We start from the raw sequence: 17,051 nt of genomic DNA on the forward strand, positions 1-17,051 counted from the left end.
ACCCCCTTAAGTTAGTCTTGTTTAACAGTTTAACATTTTAATTATACAATCTCTATAACTTAAATACAAGAATAAAAATTAAAATAGAAATTGAAAAAATTAAAAATAAAGTATCCCGAATACTCCAACATAATTTATAATAGCTTTTTCTTTCAAATAAACCATATTTTCTTGCTTGCAGCGCAATTGAAATTTCCTCTGCTTTTCTTAGCGACGAAACAAGGAGTGGAACAATTATCACAATTATCGCTTGAAGTTTATACTTTAGTCCCTTTTGGTCAAATTTTGCCCCTCTTGCAATTTGCGCTTTAATTATTCTATCAACCTCATCAAACAAAATAGGAATAAATCTAAAAGAAATGGTCATAATCATTCCAAAATCGTCTCTGTATCTTTTTTTTACACCAAAAAATTTTAAAAGATCAGATAACCCTCTTGAAATCAACAATGGTGAAGTAGTAAAAGTTAAAAAAGATGCAAAAAGTACCACAAATGCAAGTCTAAGTGCTATAAAAATGGACATTTCAAGTCCACTGACAAAATACTGCACTACTGAAGCAAATAATATTAAAAACCACATGTTTTTCACAGATCTCAAATACAAAGTAAATCTAATATTTGACAAAAATGATATAAGCAAAAACACAAAAAAGAATATCAAATACCCTGTTAAATTTTGTACAAATAAAACAGCTGACACTAAAACAAAAGAAGAAATAATTTTTGTTCTTGGATCTAACGCATGTATTATGGAAATTCCTGGTACATATCTTCCAAAAGCAAATTTCATATTACTCCTCCATTAAAAAATGTGAAATTCCAAAAATAAAGGAGCCAAAATTAATGAAATAACAGCCATTATTTTTATCAAAATATCCAAACTAGGTCCAACAGTATCTTTTAATGGGTCACCAACTGTATCTCCTATCACAAGTGCATCGTGTTCTGTTGAGCCTTTCTCAAGCCCTTTAATTTTCCCCTGTTCTAAATGTTTCTTTGCATTATCCCACGCACCACCGGAATTTGCACTAAATAACGCTAACATTATACCACTTAACGTTGTTCCAACCAATACACCACCGACAAACTCTGTTCCAAGTAAAAATCCAGAAATTATAGGCGTAAGAACTGCAATAAATATAGGTTTACTCATTTGTTTAATTGCACCTGCTGCACTTATCTTAACGCATGTTTGATAATCAGGTTTTTCAGCACCTGTCAAAATACCTGGCTTTTCTTTAACCTGACGTCTAATTTCATCTACCATTAATCCTGAACTTTTTACAACAGACTCTATCAAAATCCCACTAAACATAAACGGTAAAGATGCTCCTAAAATAGCCCCTGAAAGTGTTTTGGCATTTATGATATTTAAATTCAAAAGATCAAAAACGTTATTAAAAAACGTACCTGGAGATGTTTGGGAAAAAACATACGAAGCAAAAAGTGACAAAGCAGCCAATGCAGCAGAACCTATTGCAAATCCTTTACCAATTGCGGCAGTGGTATTACCAACCATATCTAATTTATCCGTAATCTTCCTAACATCTTCCTCTAACTTTGCCATTTCACTTATTCCACCCGCGTTATCCGCAATAGGACCATACGAATCAACGGAAACCGATGTTGCAACAAAGGAAAGCATACCTATAGATGCCATTGCAACACCGTATAACCCTGAAAAATAATTTGCAAGTAAAATCGCTATAAATAAAAATATTGAGGGTAAAAATACACTTTTCATACCAAGTGCCAAACCACCAGATATTACAATTGCAGATCCCTGCTTTGATTTATAACTCAACTCCCTTGTAGGCCTAAAGTCATCTGAAGTGTAATATTCCGCCAATAACCCAATAATAATTCCTACAAAGACCCCTAAAACTGAAGAAAAATATGGTGAAAACTTTCCAAATCTAAACCCAAAAGTTTCCAAATTTTTTACATCTGACAAGTAATAATTAGTCAAAAGAAAATTTCCAAACAAGCTTAAAATTGCAGATAAAAACAAAGAACTGTTTAAATCTCTATGTGGATTTCCAGATCCTTTCTTTAATATTACAAAATAAATTCCAAAAATACTCCCGATCAACCCCACAGTAGTATACAAAAACGGGTAATAAATTAATTTCTTTACCGTTTCATAGTATAAATTACCAGATAGTGTAAAAATATAAGATGCTAAAACTATAGCAGATAGTATTGAACCCACATAACTTTCAAGCAAGTCTGCACCAAGTCCTGCAACATCTCCTACATTATCCCCTACGTTATCCGCAATTGTTGCGGGATTTCTTGGATCATCCTCCGGTAATTTTAACTCCGTTTTTCCCACTAAATCTGCTGCCATATCTGCAGCCTTTGTATAAACTCCTCCTCCCACTCTATCAAACATGGCAATTATGGAGCACCCTAAAGAATATCCAGAGACAGTCATCGCAAATGGTATAAAATTAATTCCTAAATAATTCTTTATAATTACTAAATTTTCTTTATCAAGTTGATAAGAAAAAATCCAAAAAACTATACCAAGCCCCAGTAGTGCAAAAGAGGCAACAGACAACCCCATAACAGATCCACCCTGGAAAGCAAGTTTTAATGTTTTGTTTAAATCACGTGTTTCACGTGCAATATTTGAAACTCTTACATTTGCCCTAGTTGCAATTTTCATTCCTATAAATCCTGCAAGTGAACTCATCAACGCACCAATTAAGAAGGAAACTGACACATACCATGCAGTTATAAAACCAAGAATTATAGCAATGGGTATAGATATTTTAAAAACAACTGCATATTCATGTGAAATAAACGCATCTGCACCTTCTCTAATTGCAAGAGAAATCTCCTTCATTTTGTCGTTTCCCTCGGATTTTTTTGTGACAAAATAAAAATTTAATAACGCAAGCCCTATCCCCAATATAGGTATCAATAAATAAACCATCAACATCCCTCCTTTTACCAAATCTTAACTTAATTATAACAAGGTTTTGTTCCAAAATTATGTACAAGTATTTCCAATTTGTTAAAAAATATGATATAATGTTTCAAGAAGATATCAGTTAACATTTGAATTTGAGAGGAGGTTCCTTCTATGGGAAAAAGGAAAGTTATGGTTATTGATGATCAACCGGAAATTCTTGAATTAATTAGTTTCACGCTCGAAAAAGAAGGATATGATGTTATACCCGTCGAAGACGCTGAGAAAGCTCTTGAAGAGATTAAAGATAAAGATGTGGATATGTTTCTCGTTGATATAATGTTACCTGGAATGGATGGCTTTGAATTTGTAAGAAATATTAGAAGTCAAGAGAAACATAAATTTACACCTGTAATCTTTTTAAGCGCTAAAGGTGAGGAATTTGATAAAGTTTTAGGTTTAGAATTAGGTGCAGATGATTACATAACAAAACCATTTAGTATTAGAGAACTCCTTGCAAGAATCAAAGCTGTATTTAGAAGAATGCAGCTTTCCACTCAAGTAAAAGAAGAAAAACCAAAAAAGATAGTTGCAAAAGATTTGGAAATTGATGTAGATAAGTATGAGGTAAAAATAAAGGGTAAAAAAGTTAATTTAACCCCATTGGAATTTGATCTTTTAAGATTTCTAGCTGAAAATGAAGGGAAGGTATTTTCCAGAAACGTGCTTTTAGACAAACTTTGGGGATACGATTATTTTGGTGACACAAGAACTGTTGACGTTCACATCAGAAGACTTAGAACAAAAATAGAAGAAGATCCTTCAAATCCTAAATATATAGTAACAGTTAGAGGGAAAGGTTATAAGTTTAGAGACCCTGGAAAGGAAGAATAATCAATGCTCTATTTGGTAATTACTATATTTGTACTATTAATGTCTCTCTTTGTTGTAATACACAAATTAAAGGAAATTAAAAAAGAATACGATATATTACAAGTTTCAATGAAAAAAATAGAAAAATTGATAGAGGAGGGTAGGGATTCTCCTCCTCTTTATATTTCAGAAAAAATCAGAAAGAAAATAACGGCTTTAGAAGAAAAAATATACGAATTGGAATTATCACTAAAAAACCACTTGACTATTTTAAATAATATAGTCGATCCTATAATAATAGCGAAAAAAGATGGAACTATTACATTCGCCAATATTGAAGCTCGAAATATTACAAGACCTGGAGTTGAAGGAAGAAAACTATACGAAGTCTTTGAAGATTACTACGTAAATCAGATGTTCGAAGAAGTTCAAAGCAAAAAAGATCTGAAATCCGGCGAAATAAACCTCTTTGTCAATGGTGAAAAAAGATATTACGAATTAAAAATAGTACCTGTTACGCTGGAGCAAGATAATGAAAGGTATATTATAATACTCCATGATGTAACACAAGAAAGAGTTTTGGAAAATGTAAGAAAAGAATTTATTTCTAATGTTTCTCATGAACTTCGAACACCGCTTACTTCAATTCACGGATATGCAGAAGCACTTCTTGATGATTCCCTTGAAGATAAGGAATTAATAAAAAGATTTTTAACGATAATTGAATCTGAAGCCGCAAGAATGACCAGATTAATCAACGATTTACTTGATCTTGAAAAACTAGAATCTGGAAATACTCAATTTGTATTTGAAAAAATCAACTTTACCGAGATTCTTGAACATGTAAGAAATATAATAGAACCATTGGCAAAAGATTACAAAGTTGAAGTCGAGTTTGTCTATCCAGACAATATCGAACTTATAGGTGATAAAGATAGATTAACTCAAATGGTACTAAACCTAGTTGATAATGCGGTAAAATATACTTCACTAAAAGAAAAAGGAGAGAAAAAAGTAACTGTTGAAGCATACAAAGAAAATGACAGTGTAAAACTAATTGTAAAGGATACTGGCGTCGGTATTCCTGAAAAGGCACAAAAGAAGCTGTTTGAAAGATTCTACAGAGTGGATAAAGCCAGGAGCAGAAAAATGGGTGGGACAGGTCTTGGATTATCAATTGTAAAAACAATTGTAGAAAAGCACAATGGTGTAATTGAGTTTTCAAGTAAAGAAGGAGTAGGAACAAAATTCATAGTTACTTTACCAACGGGAGGTAATATAGATGAGACCGTATGATATTATTCTAAAAAAAAGAAACGGAGAAACTCTTAATAAGGAAGAAATAGAATACATGGTAATGGGATATGTAAATAAAGATATACCAGATTATCAGATGTCCGCATTTTTGATGGCAATATTTTTCAAACACTTAAACAACGAAGAAAGGGCTATTTTGACGGAAATAATGGCAAAATCTGGTGATATGTTAAATTTATCAAAAATAGAAGGGAAAAAAGTAGACAAACATTCGACAGGTGGTGTAGGTGATAAAACAACATTAGTTGTTGCCCCAATAGTCGCATCACTTGGTGTTCCAGTCGCTAAAATGTCAGGTAGAGCTTTAGGCCATACTGGAGGTACCATTGACAAATTAGAATCAATACCTGGATTTAAAACTTCATTAACGCTAGATGAGTTTTTTGAAAATGTAAACAAATACAAAATAGCCGTTGTAGGACAAACTGCAAATCTTGCACCTGCAGATAAAAAGATATACGCTTTACGTGATGCAACGGCAACAGTAGACGAAGTTTCTTTAATTGCTTCAAGTATTATGAGTAAAAAACTTGCTGGTGGAGCTGATGCATTTGTATTAGATGTAAAGGTAGGTTCAGGTGCATTTATGAAAGACATTGATTCTGCAAGAGAACTTGCCAATGCCATGGTAGGTATTGCAAAAAGTCACAACAAAGAAGCCGTTGCCGTTTTGACTAATATGGATGAACCTCTTGGTTTCTTTGCTGGAAATTCTTTGGAAGTACTTGAAGCAATTGAGACACTAAAAGGAAATGGAGATAAAAAATTCGTTGAATTGTGCCTTACTTTATCCGCATGGATGTGTTATCTGGCTGGAAAAGACTCTTATGAAAAATGTTATAAACTTGCGTATGATTCGCTAAATAACGGAGACGCTTTAAATAAGTTTAAAGAATTTATAATCGCACAAGGTGGCAATCCAGATGTAGTACAAAAACCGAAAGATATATTACCTATTTCCAACAATTTTGTAGAATTTAAGGCAAACAAAGACGGATATATATCAAAAATAAATACGGAAAAAGTAGGAGTTGCTTGTAATTATTTAGGCGCAGGAAGAGTTAAAAAAGAAGACAAAATTGATCATTCAGTTGGTCTAGAATTTTTCAAAAAAATCGGGGATAAGGTCTCAAAAGGTGAAACAATAGTAAAACTTTACATAAGTGAAAACAGTGATGTGGAAAGTGCCCTTAATCTTCTTAACGATGCGTATACAATAGGTGACAGCGATGTCCAAAAACTCGATATTATTTTGGACATTGTAAAGTGAGGTGAATTTTTGAAAAAGATATTTGTAGCATTTATTCTAATCATTGCCCTTGTTTTAAGTGCACATACTATAATCTATAAAAAACACGCTTTTTATTCGCAATCTGTGTGGATTAATGAAGAAGTATTAAAACAACTAGGTTTTCGTTTTGTAAAAAACGATAAGATATTTATGGTTTTTAATAATGATCTTATCATAGGTAAAAATGGTGATTTTACGTTAAATTTTGACAAGATTTTTAAAAACGTATATCAAATTAACGATAGTCAACTATACGTTAATATAGACTTTATAAAAGACTATTTTAAACTTAATGAATACTCATTAAATGGTCAAAAGATATTGTACGATACTCTCCCTGAACTAAAAAGTATAAATTTTGAAAATAACAATTTATCTTTGTATTTTTCTTCAGAAATAACAAAAGAATTCTTAAAATTAGAAGTGGAAAATAGAGATTTAATCATCACTGTTGAACCTGTACATGGGGATCCAATAGTAATAGGAAATGTTAATTTACAAAAATCCCAAAACAAATTTTTGCTTTTTATATTAAACAACAAATTAAAGCCCGTTCCTATTACTTCATATCAAAAAAATATAGTAAAAATTGCCCTAAACTTTACAGAAGAAGAAAAAAGGATTATAAAAGATGGACTTGTTTGGGAACGAAAAGTAGAAACATTTAACAAAGTAAAATATCTAATCAATTATTTAAAAATTGATCCAAAAAAAGTTGAAATAATACCGGTATTTCCACTTAATGGAATTGGTACAAGAGAAGATTTAAGACAAATATTAAAAAATAACGGCTGCATTGCTGGAATAAATGCAAATTATTTTGATCCATCAAATAATTTACCTATTGATCTTGTAATAAAAGACGGAAAAATATTATCAGATAAATACGGGTTAAGACCATCATTTATACTGACATACAACAACGAGGCTTTCATAAAAAGAATAAATCTTGAAATTAACATTTACATTGGTGATCTGCTCTTTTTAGTTAAAGGTGTAAACACACTGGCAAAAGGTGAGGTATTGCTATACACAGATGAATTTGCCTTAAAGATACCAAAGGATGAACAAAAATTATACTTCATCATTGAAAACAACAAAATAAAAGCAATTGGGTATATAGATAAGGTCCCAGATGGTGCCATGGTTTTATCAATTGACAAAAAATATAAAAAATATTTAAAAGATGTAAAAAATGGAACAAAAGTAGATTTAATACTAAACTCGGATTTTCCATTTCCTATAAAACATGCAATTGGTGCCGGACCTTTATTGGTCGAAAACGGTAAAAAACTAATAGACAGTGCAGAGGAAAAGTTAAGATATGGTAATGGAATAGCCACTTCAAAAACAACTAGAACTATTATTGCTCTAACAAAAGAGGGGAAAGTTGATTTTATAGTAATAGAAGGATATAATAACAACGGCGGAATGGATTACGATATTGCTGCAGATTTTCTTATATCAAAAGGATACTTTTTTGCAATGATGTTAGATGGTGGAGGATCAAGTGCTATGGTTATTCAAGATGAAGTGGTTAACCAAGATGGCCAAATACAAAGAGGTATACCAGTAGGTTTAGGAGTAAAATAAAAAAACGGAGGTGCCTACATTGGAACTTAAAAAATTTATAAGAGACATTCCAGACTTTCCAGAAAAGGGAATTATATTTAGGGATATTACGCCACTTTTAAAAGATGCTGAAGCATTCAAGTTTTCTATTGATAGTCTTTCGGAAAAATTAAAAGATATCGACTTTGATATTATTGTTGCACCTGAAGCAAGGGGATTTATTTTCGGCGGAGCACTTTCATACAAATTAAACAAAGGATTAGTTCCCGTAAGAAAACCTGGGAAATTACCATATAAAGTAATTTCTGAAAAATATTCACTTGAATACGGAGAAGCAGAACTTCAAATGCACATTGATGCCATTTCAAAAGGACAGAAAGTAATAATCTTTGATGATGTGCTTGCAACTGGAGGTACTGCACTTTCCTTAAAAAAATTAGTCGAAAAATCCGGTGGAGAAGTAGTAGCTATGTCATTTTTGATAGAACTCAGTTATTTAAATCCAAGAAAAATCCTAAGTGACGATAAAATTATATCTCTTATTGTCTACTAAAGGGGGAATTTTCATGCTAAAGTTTGATTTCACTAATCTATTTAGTGAAAAAGTTTTTGACAACATAACAATTGAAGATGTTAAAAATTACGAAGAAAAAATCAATAAAATCGCTAATGAAATTGATAAAAATAAACCTGGATTTGCTGAAATTGTATTTTCTAGAAAATGGATTGATTCAGTCTTAGATTTAAAAGATTTTATCTTTGAATTTGATAATTTAGTTGTTTTAGGAATTGGTGGTTCAGCTCTTGGTAACATTGCCTTACAAAACACATTAAAGCCATTTAATTGGAATTTTCTGTCAAAAGAAGAAAGAAAAGGAAAATTGAAAATTTTTGTGATAGATAATGTAGATCCAGATTACGTTGCTTCAATACTTGACACAATTGATGTAAACAAAACATTATTTAATGTAATATCAAAATCTGGTAGCACAGCAGAAGCAATGTCAAATTATCTTATAGCACGTGGTATTATTGAAACGTATGGATTAGATCCAAAAAAACATTTAATATTTACCACAGATCCAGAAAAAGGAGTATTAAGAAGTATCGCAAACAAAGAAAGTATAAGGACTTTGGAGATTCCTCAAAACGTTGGGGGAAGGTTTAGTGTTCTTACACCTGTAGGATTGTTATCCGCATATGCCGCAGGCATAGACATTGAAGCATTGTATGATGGAGCTAGAAACGCTTATAAAAAACTATTAAATCCACTATTTGAAAACCCGGCAGCTTTAATAGCACTTACACACTATTTATACTACAACAAAGGTAGAAATATTTCAGTTATGATGGCTTATTCCAACAAATTATATTATTTGGCAGATTGGTATAGGCAACTTTGGGCAGAAAGTTTGGGAAAAAAATTTGATAAAGATGGAAACAAAGTAAAAATTGGTCAAACACCTGTTAAAGCCCTTGGAGCCGTTGATCAACACTCTCAAGTGCAACTATACAATGAAGGACCGGATGATAAAATAATTACGTTTTTAAAAGTTGAAAAGTTCAAAAGAGATATTAAAATTCCGCATGTTCATGATGAAGAAGCCCTCTCTTATTTACAAGGAAGCAAATTATCAACTCTTTTGAATAATGAACTTCTTGGAACTGAAAATGCAATACTTGAACATGGCAAACCATCTTTAAAGATAACATTCCCACAAATCGATGAATTACATGTTGGTGAATTTTTCATGACGTACGAACTTGCTACAGTAATTGCCGGAAGTCTTTTTAACGTTAATCCATACGATCAACCTGGAGTAGAACTAGGTAAGAAAATAACATACGCATTAATGGGAAGGCCAGGTTTTGAAGAATACAAAATAAATCCAAGCAGTGAAAGGATAGAGTTGTAATGAAAATTATTAAAATACTAATAAAAGAATTTAATCCCGTTGAAATTTATGAATCAGAAGAATACATAACTTTAATTATAAACGATGAGACAAATATAGCGGAAAAATTAAAGCAATTTCCCAAAAAATATGAAGTTGAAAAAAGTCTTAGGATCTTAACCACAGAAGAGCTTGAAAAATTTTCTGAAAAATTAGGAGTGAAAGTGTATTGAAATACACCATCTGCGTTACTGGAAAGATAGGTACAGGGAAATCAACTGTTTCAAATTTTTTCAAAGAAAAAGGTTTTAAATACATAAATATGGATGAAATAGGAAAAGAAGTATTTTACTCAAAGTCCAAAGAAATAAAGGCGCTTTTTGGAACAGACAATAGAAAAGAAATATCCAAAATTGTATTTACACAAAAAGATATGTTAAAAAAATTAGAACAACTTCTGCATCCACAAATGCTAAAAAAATTGGAAAATTTAACTCAAAATAACGGTTTATACGTAATAGAAGCAGCAATAAAAAGAAGGTTGAAAATCACATGTGATCTTACAATAACGGTAACTTGTTCAAAAGATGTTATTCATAAACGATTGGCAAACAGAGGGCTTAATAAAAGTATGGTGGATAAAATTTTAGAAAATCAAAGTGACATCTTAGATGAAGGAATTATAATCAGAAATGATTACTCTTTAGAACTATTAAACGAAAATTTAAAGAAAATATTTGCAATTTTAACTAAAACACTCCCTTGTTAGGGAGTGTTTTAGTTTAGCTTCTTTATTATTTTTTGTCTATACATTTCTTTATCAGATTTATTTATTGCCCCAATTACATCATCAAAACTCCCCGGTATATTTACAGATCCCCATGAGAATTTTGTTTTGGTATTTTTTTCAATCCTTTTCACAACCTTTTCTCCATATTCTCCATTCAAAAAGATGACAAATTCATCTCCACCCCATCTAACTATAAAATCTCCTTTTCTAATAAACTTCTTAACTGTTGAAACAAACTCCCTTAAAACTTTATCCCCCTCAAGATGTCCATAAGTATCGTTTATTTTCTTTAATCCATCTAAATCTACAAAAACTATTGTTCCTATTTTATTTTCTCTTTTTAACTCGTGATATTTTTTAAACAGTAATTCCATACCTGCCTTTCTGCTCAAAGCACCTGTAAGTTCGTCATAAAAAGCATTCTCTTTCATCAACTCGAATTTTTTTACATTTCCATAATGGATTTCAGCTATAGCTAAAATGTACTTCAATAAATTTTCTTCAAACTGACTAATAGTATTGTAGTAAACTACTATCTTTAAATTATCAAATATATATTCACTAGAATTTCCCTCAACTTTTCCAAATTTATAAGCACTTTTCCCATTCTCAAAAATTTCAACACCTAAAATAGAATGCAATATATTAAATATACTCTTGCTAAGCTTTTCTAAAAATTTAATTTTCTCAATTGTTCCAACAATATCTACAACAAAAATAGAAAAAAGTGGAAATAATGCTTTCTCTTTTAATTCCTCGTTTGCTTTTAATATAATATCCCCTATCTTTTTCATGTGCTATCACCTCGTTTGGTTTATCGACTAGTTCTTTAAATTCTTTAACTTTTCCCTCACCTTAAATAGTTCATCTCTAATACGTGCTGCATCTTCATATCTTAATTCAGATGCAGCTTTGTACATTTCCTCTTCTAATATTGCCATGTATTCCTCCAATGACAATGTTTCTTTTAGCATAAACACATCCAATTCTTTTTTATTGTCTTCTTCATCCATAAATTGTTTAAATATCTCTTCATTCAGTGGTTTTACAATACTTTGTGGCCTTATATTATACTTTTTATTATATTCCAATTGTATTTTTCTTCTTCTATTTGTTTCTTCAATTGCTTTCCTCATTGCAGAAGTAACTCTATCTGCATACATTATCACTTTACCATTTTGGTTTCTTGCAACACGTCCTATTATTTGAATAAGAGTAGTTTCACTTCTTAAGAAACCTTCTGTATCAGAATCAAGAATTGCAACCAGTGAAACTTCTGGTAAATCCAGACCTTCTCTTAATAAATTTACACCTACAACTACTTCTATATCACCACGTCTAAGTTTTTTCAAAACTTCTACTCTTTCAATAGTATCTAATTCTGAGTGCAAATACAAAGCTTTTATTCCATATTCTATCAAATATTCTGATAATTTTTCTGCAGTTTTCTTTGTCAAAACCGTTACAAGCGCTCGTTCATTTTTCTCCCTTATCTTTAAAATTTCTCCAATTAGATCGTCCACTTGATTTTGCGTTGGTCTAACCTCAACCTCTGGATCTACCAAACCTGTAGGTCGTATAATCTGTTCAACCACTTGATTTGAATTTCTAATCTCAAAATCACCTGGTGTTGCAGAAACAAAGATTATTTGATCAATCTTTTCCCAAAATTCATCAAATTTTAAAGGTCTATTATCAAATGCACAGGGTAATCTAAAACCATATTCTACCAAATTTTTCTTTCTAGAGTAATCTCCTCTGTACATAGCCCTTAACTGCGGAATTGTTATATGTGATTCATCTATAAAAATCAAATAGTCACTACCAAAGTAATCCAAAAGACTGTACGGAGGTTCGCCAGGTTTTCTACCATCAAAGTGTCTTGAATAATTTTCAATACCATTACAATACCCCAAAGTTGTAAGCAATTCTATATCATTCATAGTACGCTGTTTTAATCTTTCCGCCTCAAGTATTTTTCCATTTTTCATAAAATATTTTACTTGTTGTTCTAGTTCTTCTTTAATAGTATTAACGGCATTCAAAATTTTTTCTTCTGTTGTTATAAATTCCTTTGTAGGATATATTATTACCCTATCAAGTTTTTCAATAATAGTTCTATTCAATGGATCAAAAGTAAAAATTCCATCCACTTCATCTCCAAATAATTCTATTTTTATACCCTCATCTTGATAACTTGGAAATATTTCTATAGTATCCCCTTTTAGTCTAAAAGCACCTTTTGATTCTATGTCATCTTTCCTTTCGTATCCAATCTTTGCAAGATGCGTCAAAAACTTTCCCAATTTAATATTTTGACCTATTTCTACCTTAAAATTTAATGCACTAAAATCTCTTGGATCACCACAATTGTATATAGCAGACACACTTGCTACTACAATGACATCTCTTCTTGTGAGTATAGACTTTATAGCACTCATTCTCATACGGGAAATAATCTCATTAATATCCGCATTTTTTTCAATATACAAATCTTTTGTTGGAATATAAGCTTCTGGTTGATAATAATCGTAATAGCTTACAAAAAATTCCACCTTATTTTCTGGAAAAAAACCCTTAAATTCAGAATACAACTGCGCGGCCAAAGTTTTATTTGGTGAAATAATTAAAGTAGGTTTTTGAATACCTTCAATAACCTTTGCCATTGTAAATGTTTTACCACTACCTGTTACCCCCAACAATGTCTGAACTTTGTATCCACTTTTTAATCCATTAACTAATTTTTCTATAGCTTTAGGCTGATCCCCAGAAGGAACAAATTCAGAAATTACCCTAAACACCTTATAACCTCCTAGGTTCCACAAATAGTGTTTTGTAATTACTATATAAAACAAGTCCAGGTTTTAACCCCTTTGTTTTTCTAACATTCTTTGCCTTGGTATAATCCACAGGCACTTTCCCAGAATTTTTTCCTTTGCTATAACCTGCGGCTAAACTTGCTGCATATTCTATAACATCTTGATTTATTTCCTTTCCCGCATACTTTATTATTACATGTGCACCTGGCATCCCACTAGCATGGAACCAAATGTCTTCATCATTTGAATCTCTCACTAACATATCATTTTGCTTGTTGTTTTTTCCAATGTATATTACATACCCATCATACTCAACTTTTATAGGCTCAGATTCTTTACACATCTTCTTTCTCTTCTTTGATCTTACAAGCCCCACATTTTCCATCTCATTTCTTATATCTTCAAGTTCGTTAAATTCATTTACCTCATCTAATGTATACCATAGCTGATAAAGATAGTCTAATTCCTTTTCTAAATATTGTTTTCTCCTCATTAAACCTTTCACTTTTACTTTTAATTTGTTATACTTTTTAAAATAAAAATTTGCATTTTCAATGGCATTTTTATTCTTATCCAGTTCAACCGAAACAGTTTCTTGTGTTTCCCAATCTACTAATTCAACTCTATCAACACCTTTTGGGACTTCATAATAGTAGGCCTTTAAAAGCTCTCCATACTTTCTATAATCATCGTAATTTTTTGCCTTTTCCAATTCTTTGTTTATCTTTTCAAGTGCATTTTCAATTTTAATAATTCTTTTCACAATTACATTTTCAAGATTTTTTTTCATTTGAAACAAAACACTCTTTTGTTCCTTAAATTCGAAAAACACATTAATAGCGTCTTCTATTTTATCACAATGCCTTTTTCCACTAATTTGTAAATGATGTAAAGGAAACGCGGAAATCTCAACAGGCATGTTATTTTCATAGTATAAAAATAAACATCCTTTCTCAAAATCATTTAAAATACTTTTCAGTGCTTCATTAAAGCTCGTGTTCTGCATCCTAAACATTAATTCTCTTACCGTTATTTTTGAAAAACCCTGCACTCTTTTATACAGCATTCCTACATCACTTTCATCTTTTACTTCATATGGTGTTATCTTTTCGGACTTATAAACAATAAATTTCTCACCAGGATAGATAGTTCTATATCTATTCTTTATTCTTTTATACGCATCTAAAATCAACCCATTTTCAACCAAAATTATATTCGAATGTTTCCCCATAATATCAATATACAACTCATATACGTGCTTTTCACCTACTTCATCAGTTTTAAATACAACCAATTTGAGTGTCCTTTCAAATTGAAAATCAATAACATCAAAAACAATTCCTCCTCTTAATCTACTTCTTAAATATTCTACAAAATAGTGTCTTTTTGGATCTTGCGGAAGATTTCTTTTTTCAAACGTAATATACGAAAAATTTGGATTTAATGATACTTTTAAATCAAAGCGTTGGAAATTAATATACACAACATTATTTTTGTAGTAAAAATTCCTTATATGCGCATTTAACAATTTTTCTCTTGCATAATCTACAAATCTCTTCATTACAAAACCATCATATGGCATTTTCTACCTCCTCTCACAAAATAAGTATATCATAAAAAAAGCGGCCCAAAGGGCCGCAAGCTTAATTATATCCAATAATTATTTTTTTCCTTCGAACCAGTATGAATAGTAGTCATCACCTGGTCTCATTGCGTTTGGATACCAACCTTTAAGCCATTTTCTGTGTACCCTTACTCCAACAGGTTGATAAAGTGGTACACTGATTGCGTAATCTATTACAAACTTTTGTACTTTTGCATACAGTTCTGCTCTCTTTGTTGCATCTGTTTCTGCAGCTGCTTGCTCAATCAATTCATCCAAGCTTTTTCCTCCAAGTTCTGGATGAGGAGTACTTACAAATTCGCGGAACTTTTTACCTTGTCTTGGTCCATAATCACCTTTAGAATCGTAATATGTAAAGATAAAGTTATCTGGGTCAGGGAAGTCTGCAAGCCATCCAAGAATGAATATTGGGAGCTCACCACGTTTTGTTGCATCTAAGAATGTTGGCCATTGCAATCCAACAACGTCTATTTTAATCTTTGGATTCAACATTTCAAGATACATCTTAACCATCTCTGCCGTTCTTTGTCTTGCTTCGTTACCAAGGTTATATGCAACAGAGAACTTAAATCCTTTCTTCCAAGCTTCACCATTCCATGCTTTCATTAATTCTTGTCTTGCTTTAAACAAGTTGAAATCGTAAAGTGGAAGTGATGGATCAAATCCAAGTAATCCCTCTGGTAATGCAGTTGGAACTCTCTTTGCAAAGCCTTTCAATACTTCGTTGATCAATGCATCGTAATTTATAACATGGGCAATTGCTTTTCTTGCATGTACATCGTTAAAGAAATCAACTGGTATACCATTTCCATCAAGTTTTCCACTACCAATGTACTTACTATCTTCCCTAATTGTCCAATTGAATCCCAATGCAGTAATTGAAAGTGTTGGAAGCCCTTCGATAATTTCAATATCTGGATTACCTCTAACTTGATCAAGGTATTGTATTGGGATATATGCAATATCTGCGTCACCTTTTTCAAGCATTGCCTTTCTCGTTGAGTATTCATCAATACCCCAAATTATAACTTTCTTAATCTTTGCAGGTTCTCTCCAATAATTTTCATTTGCTTCTAATATAACTTTTTGTTGTGCTCTATCCCATTCAACAAACTTGTATGGACCAGTTCCCATTGCTGTTTGATAAAGTGGTGAATCTTCTTTTCTTTGATTGTGCCATTTCCACCATGTAGTTGGTTGTCCATCCCAAAGTCCTTGTTCAATACACCATTCTTTATCAAGAATTGCTCCCCAGTGTGCAGATTGTGCAATTACGTTCAAAAATGGACCATATGGTCTTTTAAGATGGAATACAACATTATCCCCTTCAACTTCAATTGCTTTATCTACTTCATCGTATACTTTCTTGAATACTTCCTCAGCTTCTGGAAGTGGGTTTCCATTTTCATCGAATAACTCATCATAATCTTTACCAGAAACTTCCTTTACTAGATCCTCAACACTCCAAACACCGAAAATTGAATACCAAAGCATCCAAACTGGCCCGCCAGCAGGATTGTAAAGTAATCCTCTTTCAAAACTGTATTCTACATCTTCTGGTGTTAAATCATTTCCATTGTGAAATTTGACACCTTTTCTAATTGGGAAAATATATGTTTTTCCGCCATCTTTAATAAGTCCGTTTTCAACTGTAGGAACTTCAGTTGAAAGTCTTGGTAAGAATTTGTTCAAACTTGAGCCATCGTATTGGATAAGGTTTTCGTATACTTGGTAAAGAACCTCACCGCTTGCAGTATCATATGCCAAATGTGGATCAAGGGTATCTGGTTCACCAATAGTTGCATCCACCAAAACATTTGGATCAGCTGCAAACAATGCAACAGCTAAAACTACCATCAAAAATACCAAAATCTTTTTCACAAAAATCCCCCCTCTTCTAGAGTATAATAGTGCTCGTAATTATTATACCACAAAAATTACAAAAAAATCAAC

The 17,051-nt window shown here is 31.7% G+C and carries 14 protein-coding genes; 8 read left to right on the plus strand and 6 right to left on the minus strand.

The window, feature by feature from the left end:
- Positions 1-52: 52 nt before the first annotated feature.
- The gene (locus AS157_RS07350; RefSeq protein WP_077288612.1) at positions 53-790 is read right to left on the minus strand and encodes an energy-coupling factor transporter transmembrane component T family protein; all 738 of its coding nucleotides are present in this window, start codon (positions 788-790) and stop codon (positions 53-55) included.
- A 12-nt stretch (positions 791-802) separates the two neighbouring features.
- Positions 803-2,941 carry a sodium-translocating pyrophosphatase gene (locus tag AS157_RS07355; RefSeq protein ID WP_197023134.1) on the minus strand — a complete coding sequence of 713 codons (2,139 nt, stop codon included), beginning with the start codon at positions 2,939-2,941 and terminating at the stop codon, positions 803-805.
- A 150-nt stretch (positions 2,942-3,091) separates the two neighbouring features.
- On the opposite strand from AS157_RS07355, the gene AS157_RS07360 reads away from it, so the two are divergent.
- Genes AS157_RS07360 through coaE form a run of 8 tightly spaced genes read left to right on the plus strand, consistent with a single transcriptional unit; the run spans position 3,092 to position 10,634 of the window.
- Positions 3,092-3,811 carry a winged helix-turn-helix domain-containing protein gene (locus AS157_RS07360; protein ID WP_075665175.1) on the plus strand — a complete coding sequence of 240 codons (720 nt, stop codon included), beginning with the start codon at positions 3,092-3,094 and terminating at the stop codon, positions 3,809-3,811.
- 3 nt (positions 3,812-3,814) lie between these two features.
- Complete coding sequence (locus AS157_RS07365) at positions 3,815-5,086, plus strand: sensor histidine kinase (RefSeq protein ID WP_077288613.1); 1,272 nt, start codon at positions 3,815-3,817, stop codon at positions 5,084-5,086.
- Entirely contained in the window at positions 5,073-6,377 is a 1,305-nt protein-coding gene (locus AS157_RS07370; RefSeq protein WP_077288614.1) for a thymidine phosphorylase, read from the plus strand. Before AS157_RS07365 ends, AS157_RS07370 begins: the two co-directional genes overlap by 14 nt.
- 9 nt (positions 6,378-6,386) lie before the next feature.
- On the plus strand, positions 6,387-7,991 hold the full coding sequence (locus AS157_RS07375; RefSeq protein ID WP_077288615.1) for a phosphodiester glycosidase family protein: 1,605 nt from the start codon (positions 6,387-6,389) through the stop codon (positions 7,989-7,991).
- Positions 7,992-8,010: 19 nt separating this feature from the next.
- Positions 8,011-8,523 (plus strand): adenine phosphoribosyltransferase, encoded by a 513-nt coding sequence (locus AS157_RS07380; protein WP_077288616.1) that lies wholly within the window; start codon positions 8,011-8,013, stop codon positions 8,521-8,523.
- 13 nt (positions 8,524-8,536) lie between these two features.
- Positions 8,537-9,886 (plus strand): glucose-6-phosphate isomerase, encoded by a 1,350-nt coding sequence (locus AS157_RS07385; RefSeq protein ID WP_077288617.1) that lies wholly within the window; start codon positions 8,537-8,539, stop codon positions 9,884-9,886.
- Positions 9,886-10,098, plus strand: a complete 213-nt coding sequence (locus AS157_RS07390) for a hypothetical protein (protein WP_077197747.1) — start codon at positions 9,886-9,888, stop codon at positions 10,096-10,098. The genes AS157_RS07385 and AS157_RS07390 overlap by 1 nt, the downstream gene beginning before the upstream one ends.
- Positions 10,095-10,634: a dephospho-CoA kinase gene (gene coaE / locus AS157_RS07395; RefSeq protein ID WP_077288618.1), complete on the plus strand. Its 540-nt coding sequence runs from the start codon at positions 10,095-10,097 to the stop codon at positions 10,632-10,634. The genes AS157_RS07390 and coaE overlap by 4 nt, the downstream gene beginning before the upstream one ends.
- Before the next feature lie 8 nt (positions 10,635-10,642).
- On the opposite strand, the gene AS157_RS07400 is transcribed toward coaE, so the two are convergent.
- The 4 genes from AS157_RS07400 to AS157_RS07415 all read right to left on the minus strand — a co-directional run bounded on the left by AS157_RS07400 (position 10,643) and on the right by AS157_RS07415 (position 16,979).
- The gene (locus tag AS157_RS07400; RefSeq protein WP_077288619.1) at positions 10,643-11,449 is read right to left on the minus strand and encodes a GGDEF domain-containing protein; all 807 of its coding nucleotides are present in this window, start codon (positions 11,447-11,449) and stop codon (positions 10,643-10,645) included.
- Between the two features lie 27 nt (positions 11,450-11,476).
- The gene (gene uvrB / locus AS157_RS07405; RefSeq protein ID WP_077288620.1) at positions 11,477-13,456 is read right to left on the minus strand and encodes an excinuclease ABC subunit UvrB; all 1,980 of its coding nucleotides are present in this window, start codon (positions 13,454-13,456) and stop codon (positions 11,477-11,479) included.
- Position 13,457: 1 nt separating this feature from the next.
- Complete coding sequence (locus tag AS157_RS07410) at positions 13,458-15,056, minus strand: Rqc2 family fibronectin-binding protein (RefSeq protein WP_077288621.1); 1,599 nt, start codon at positions 15,054-15,056, stop codon at positions 13,458-13,460.
- 78 nt (positions 15,057-15,134) lie between these two features.
- Positions 15,135-16,979 (minus strand): ABC transporter substrate-binding protein, encoded by a 1,845-nt coding sequence (locus AS157_RS07415; RefSeq protein ID WP_077288622.1) that lies wholly within the window; start codon positions 16,977-16,979, stop codon positions 15,135-15,137.
- Positions 16,980-17,051 lie beyond the last annotated feature (72 nt).

Origin of the sequence: Thermosipho sp. 1244 (assembly GCF_018588215.1) — a bacterium.
Lineage (GTDB): Bacteria > Thermotogota > Thermotogae > Thermotogales > Fervidobacteriaceae > Thermosipho > Thermosipho affectus.

Bases quoted from the DNA above. Each gene is read 5' to 3' on its own strand.
- AS157_RS07390 (WP_077197747.1), top strand. From the start codon at position 9,886: ATGAAAATTATTAAAATACTAATAAAAGAATTTAATCCCGTTGAAATT.
- AS157_RS07355 (WP_197023134.1), bottom strand. From the start codon at position 2,941: ATGGTTTATTTATTGATACCTATATTGGGGATAGGGCTTGCGTTATTA.
- AS157_RS07370 (WP_077288614.1), top strand. From the start codon at position 5,073: ATGAGACCGTATGATATTATTCTAAAAAAAAGAAACGGAGAAACTCTT.
- AS157_RS07410 (WP_077288621.1), bottom strand. From the start codon at position 15,056: ATGCCATATGATGGTTTTGTAATGAAGAGATTTGTAGATTATGCAAGA.
- AS157_RS07360 (WP_075665175.1), top strand. From the start codon at position 3,092: ATGGGAAAAAGGAAAGTTATGGTTATTGATGATCAACCGGAAATTCTT.
- AS157_RS07385 (WP_077288617.1), top strand. From the start codon at position 8,537: ATGCTAAAGTTTGATTTCACTAATCTATTTAGTGAAAAAGTTTTTGAC.
- AS157_RS07400 (WP_077288619.1), bottom strand. From the start codon at position 11,449: ATGAAAAAGATAGGGGATATTATATTAAAAGCAAACGAGGAATTAAAA.
- AS157_RS07365 (WP_077288613.1), top strand. From the start codon at position 3,815: ATGCTCTATTTGGTAATTACTATATTTGTACTATTAATGTCTCTCTTT.
- AS157_RS07350 (WP_077288612.1), bottom strand. From the start codon at position 790: ATGAAATTTGCTTTTGGAAGATATGTACCAGGAATTTCCATAATACAT.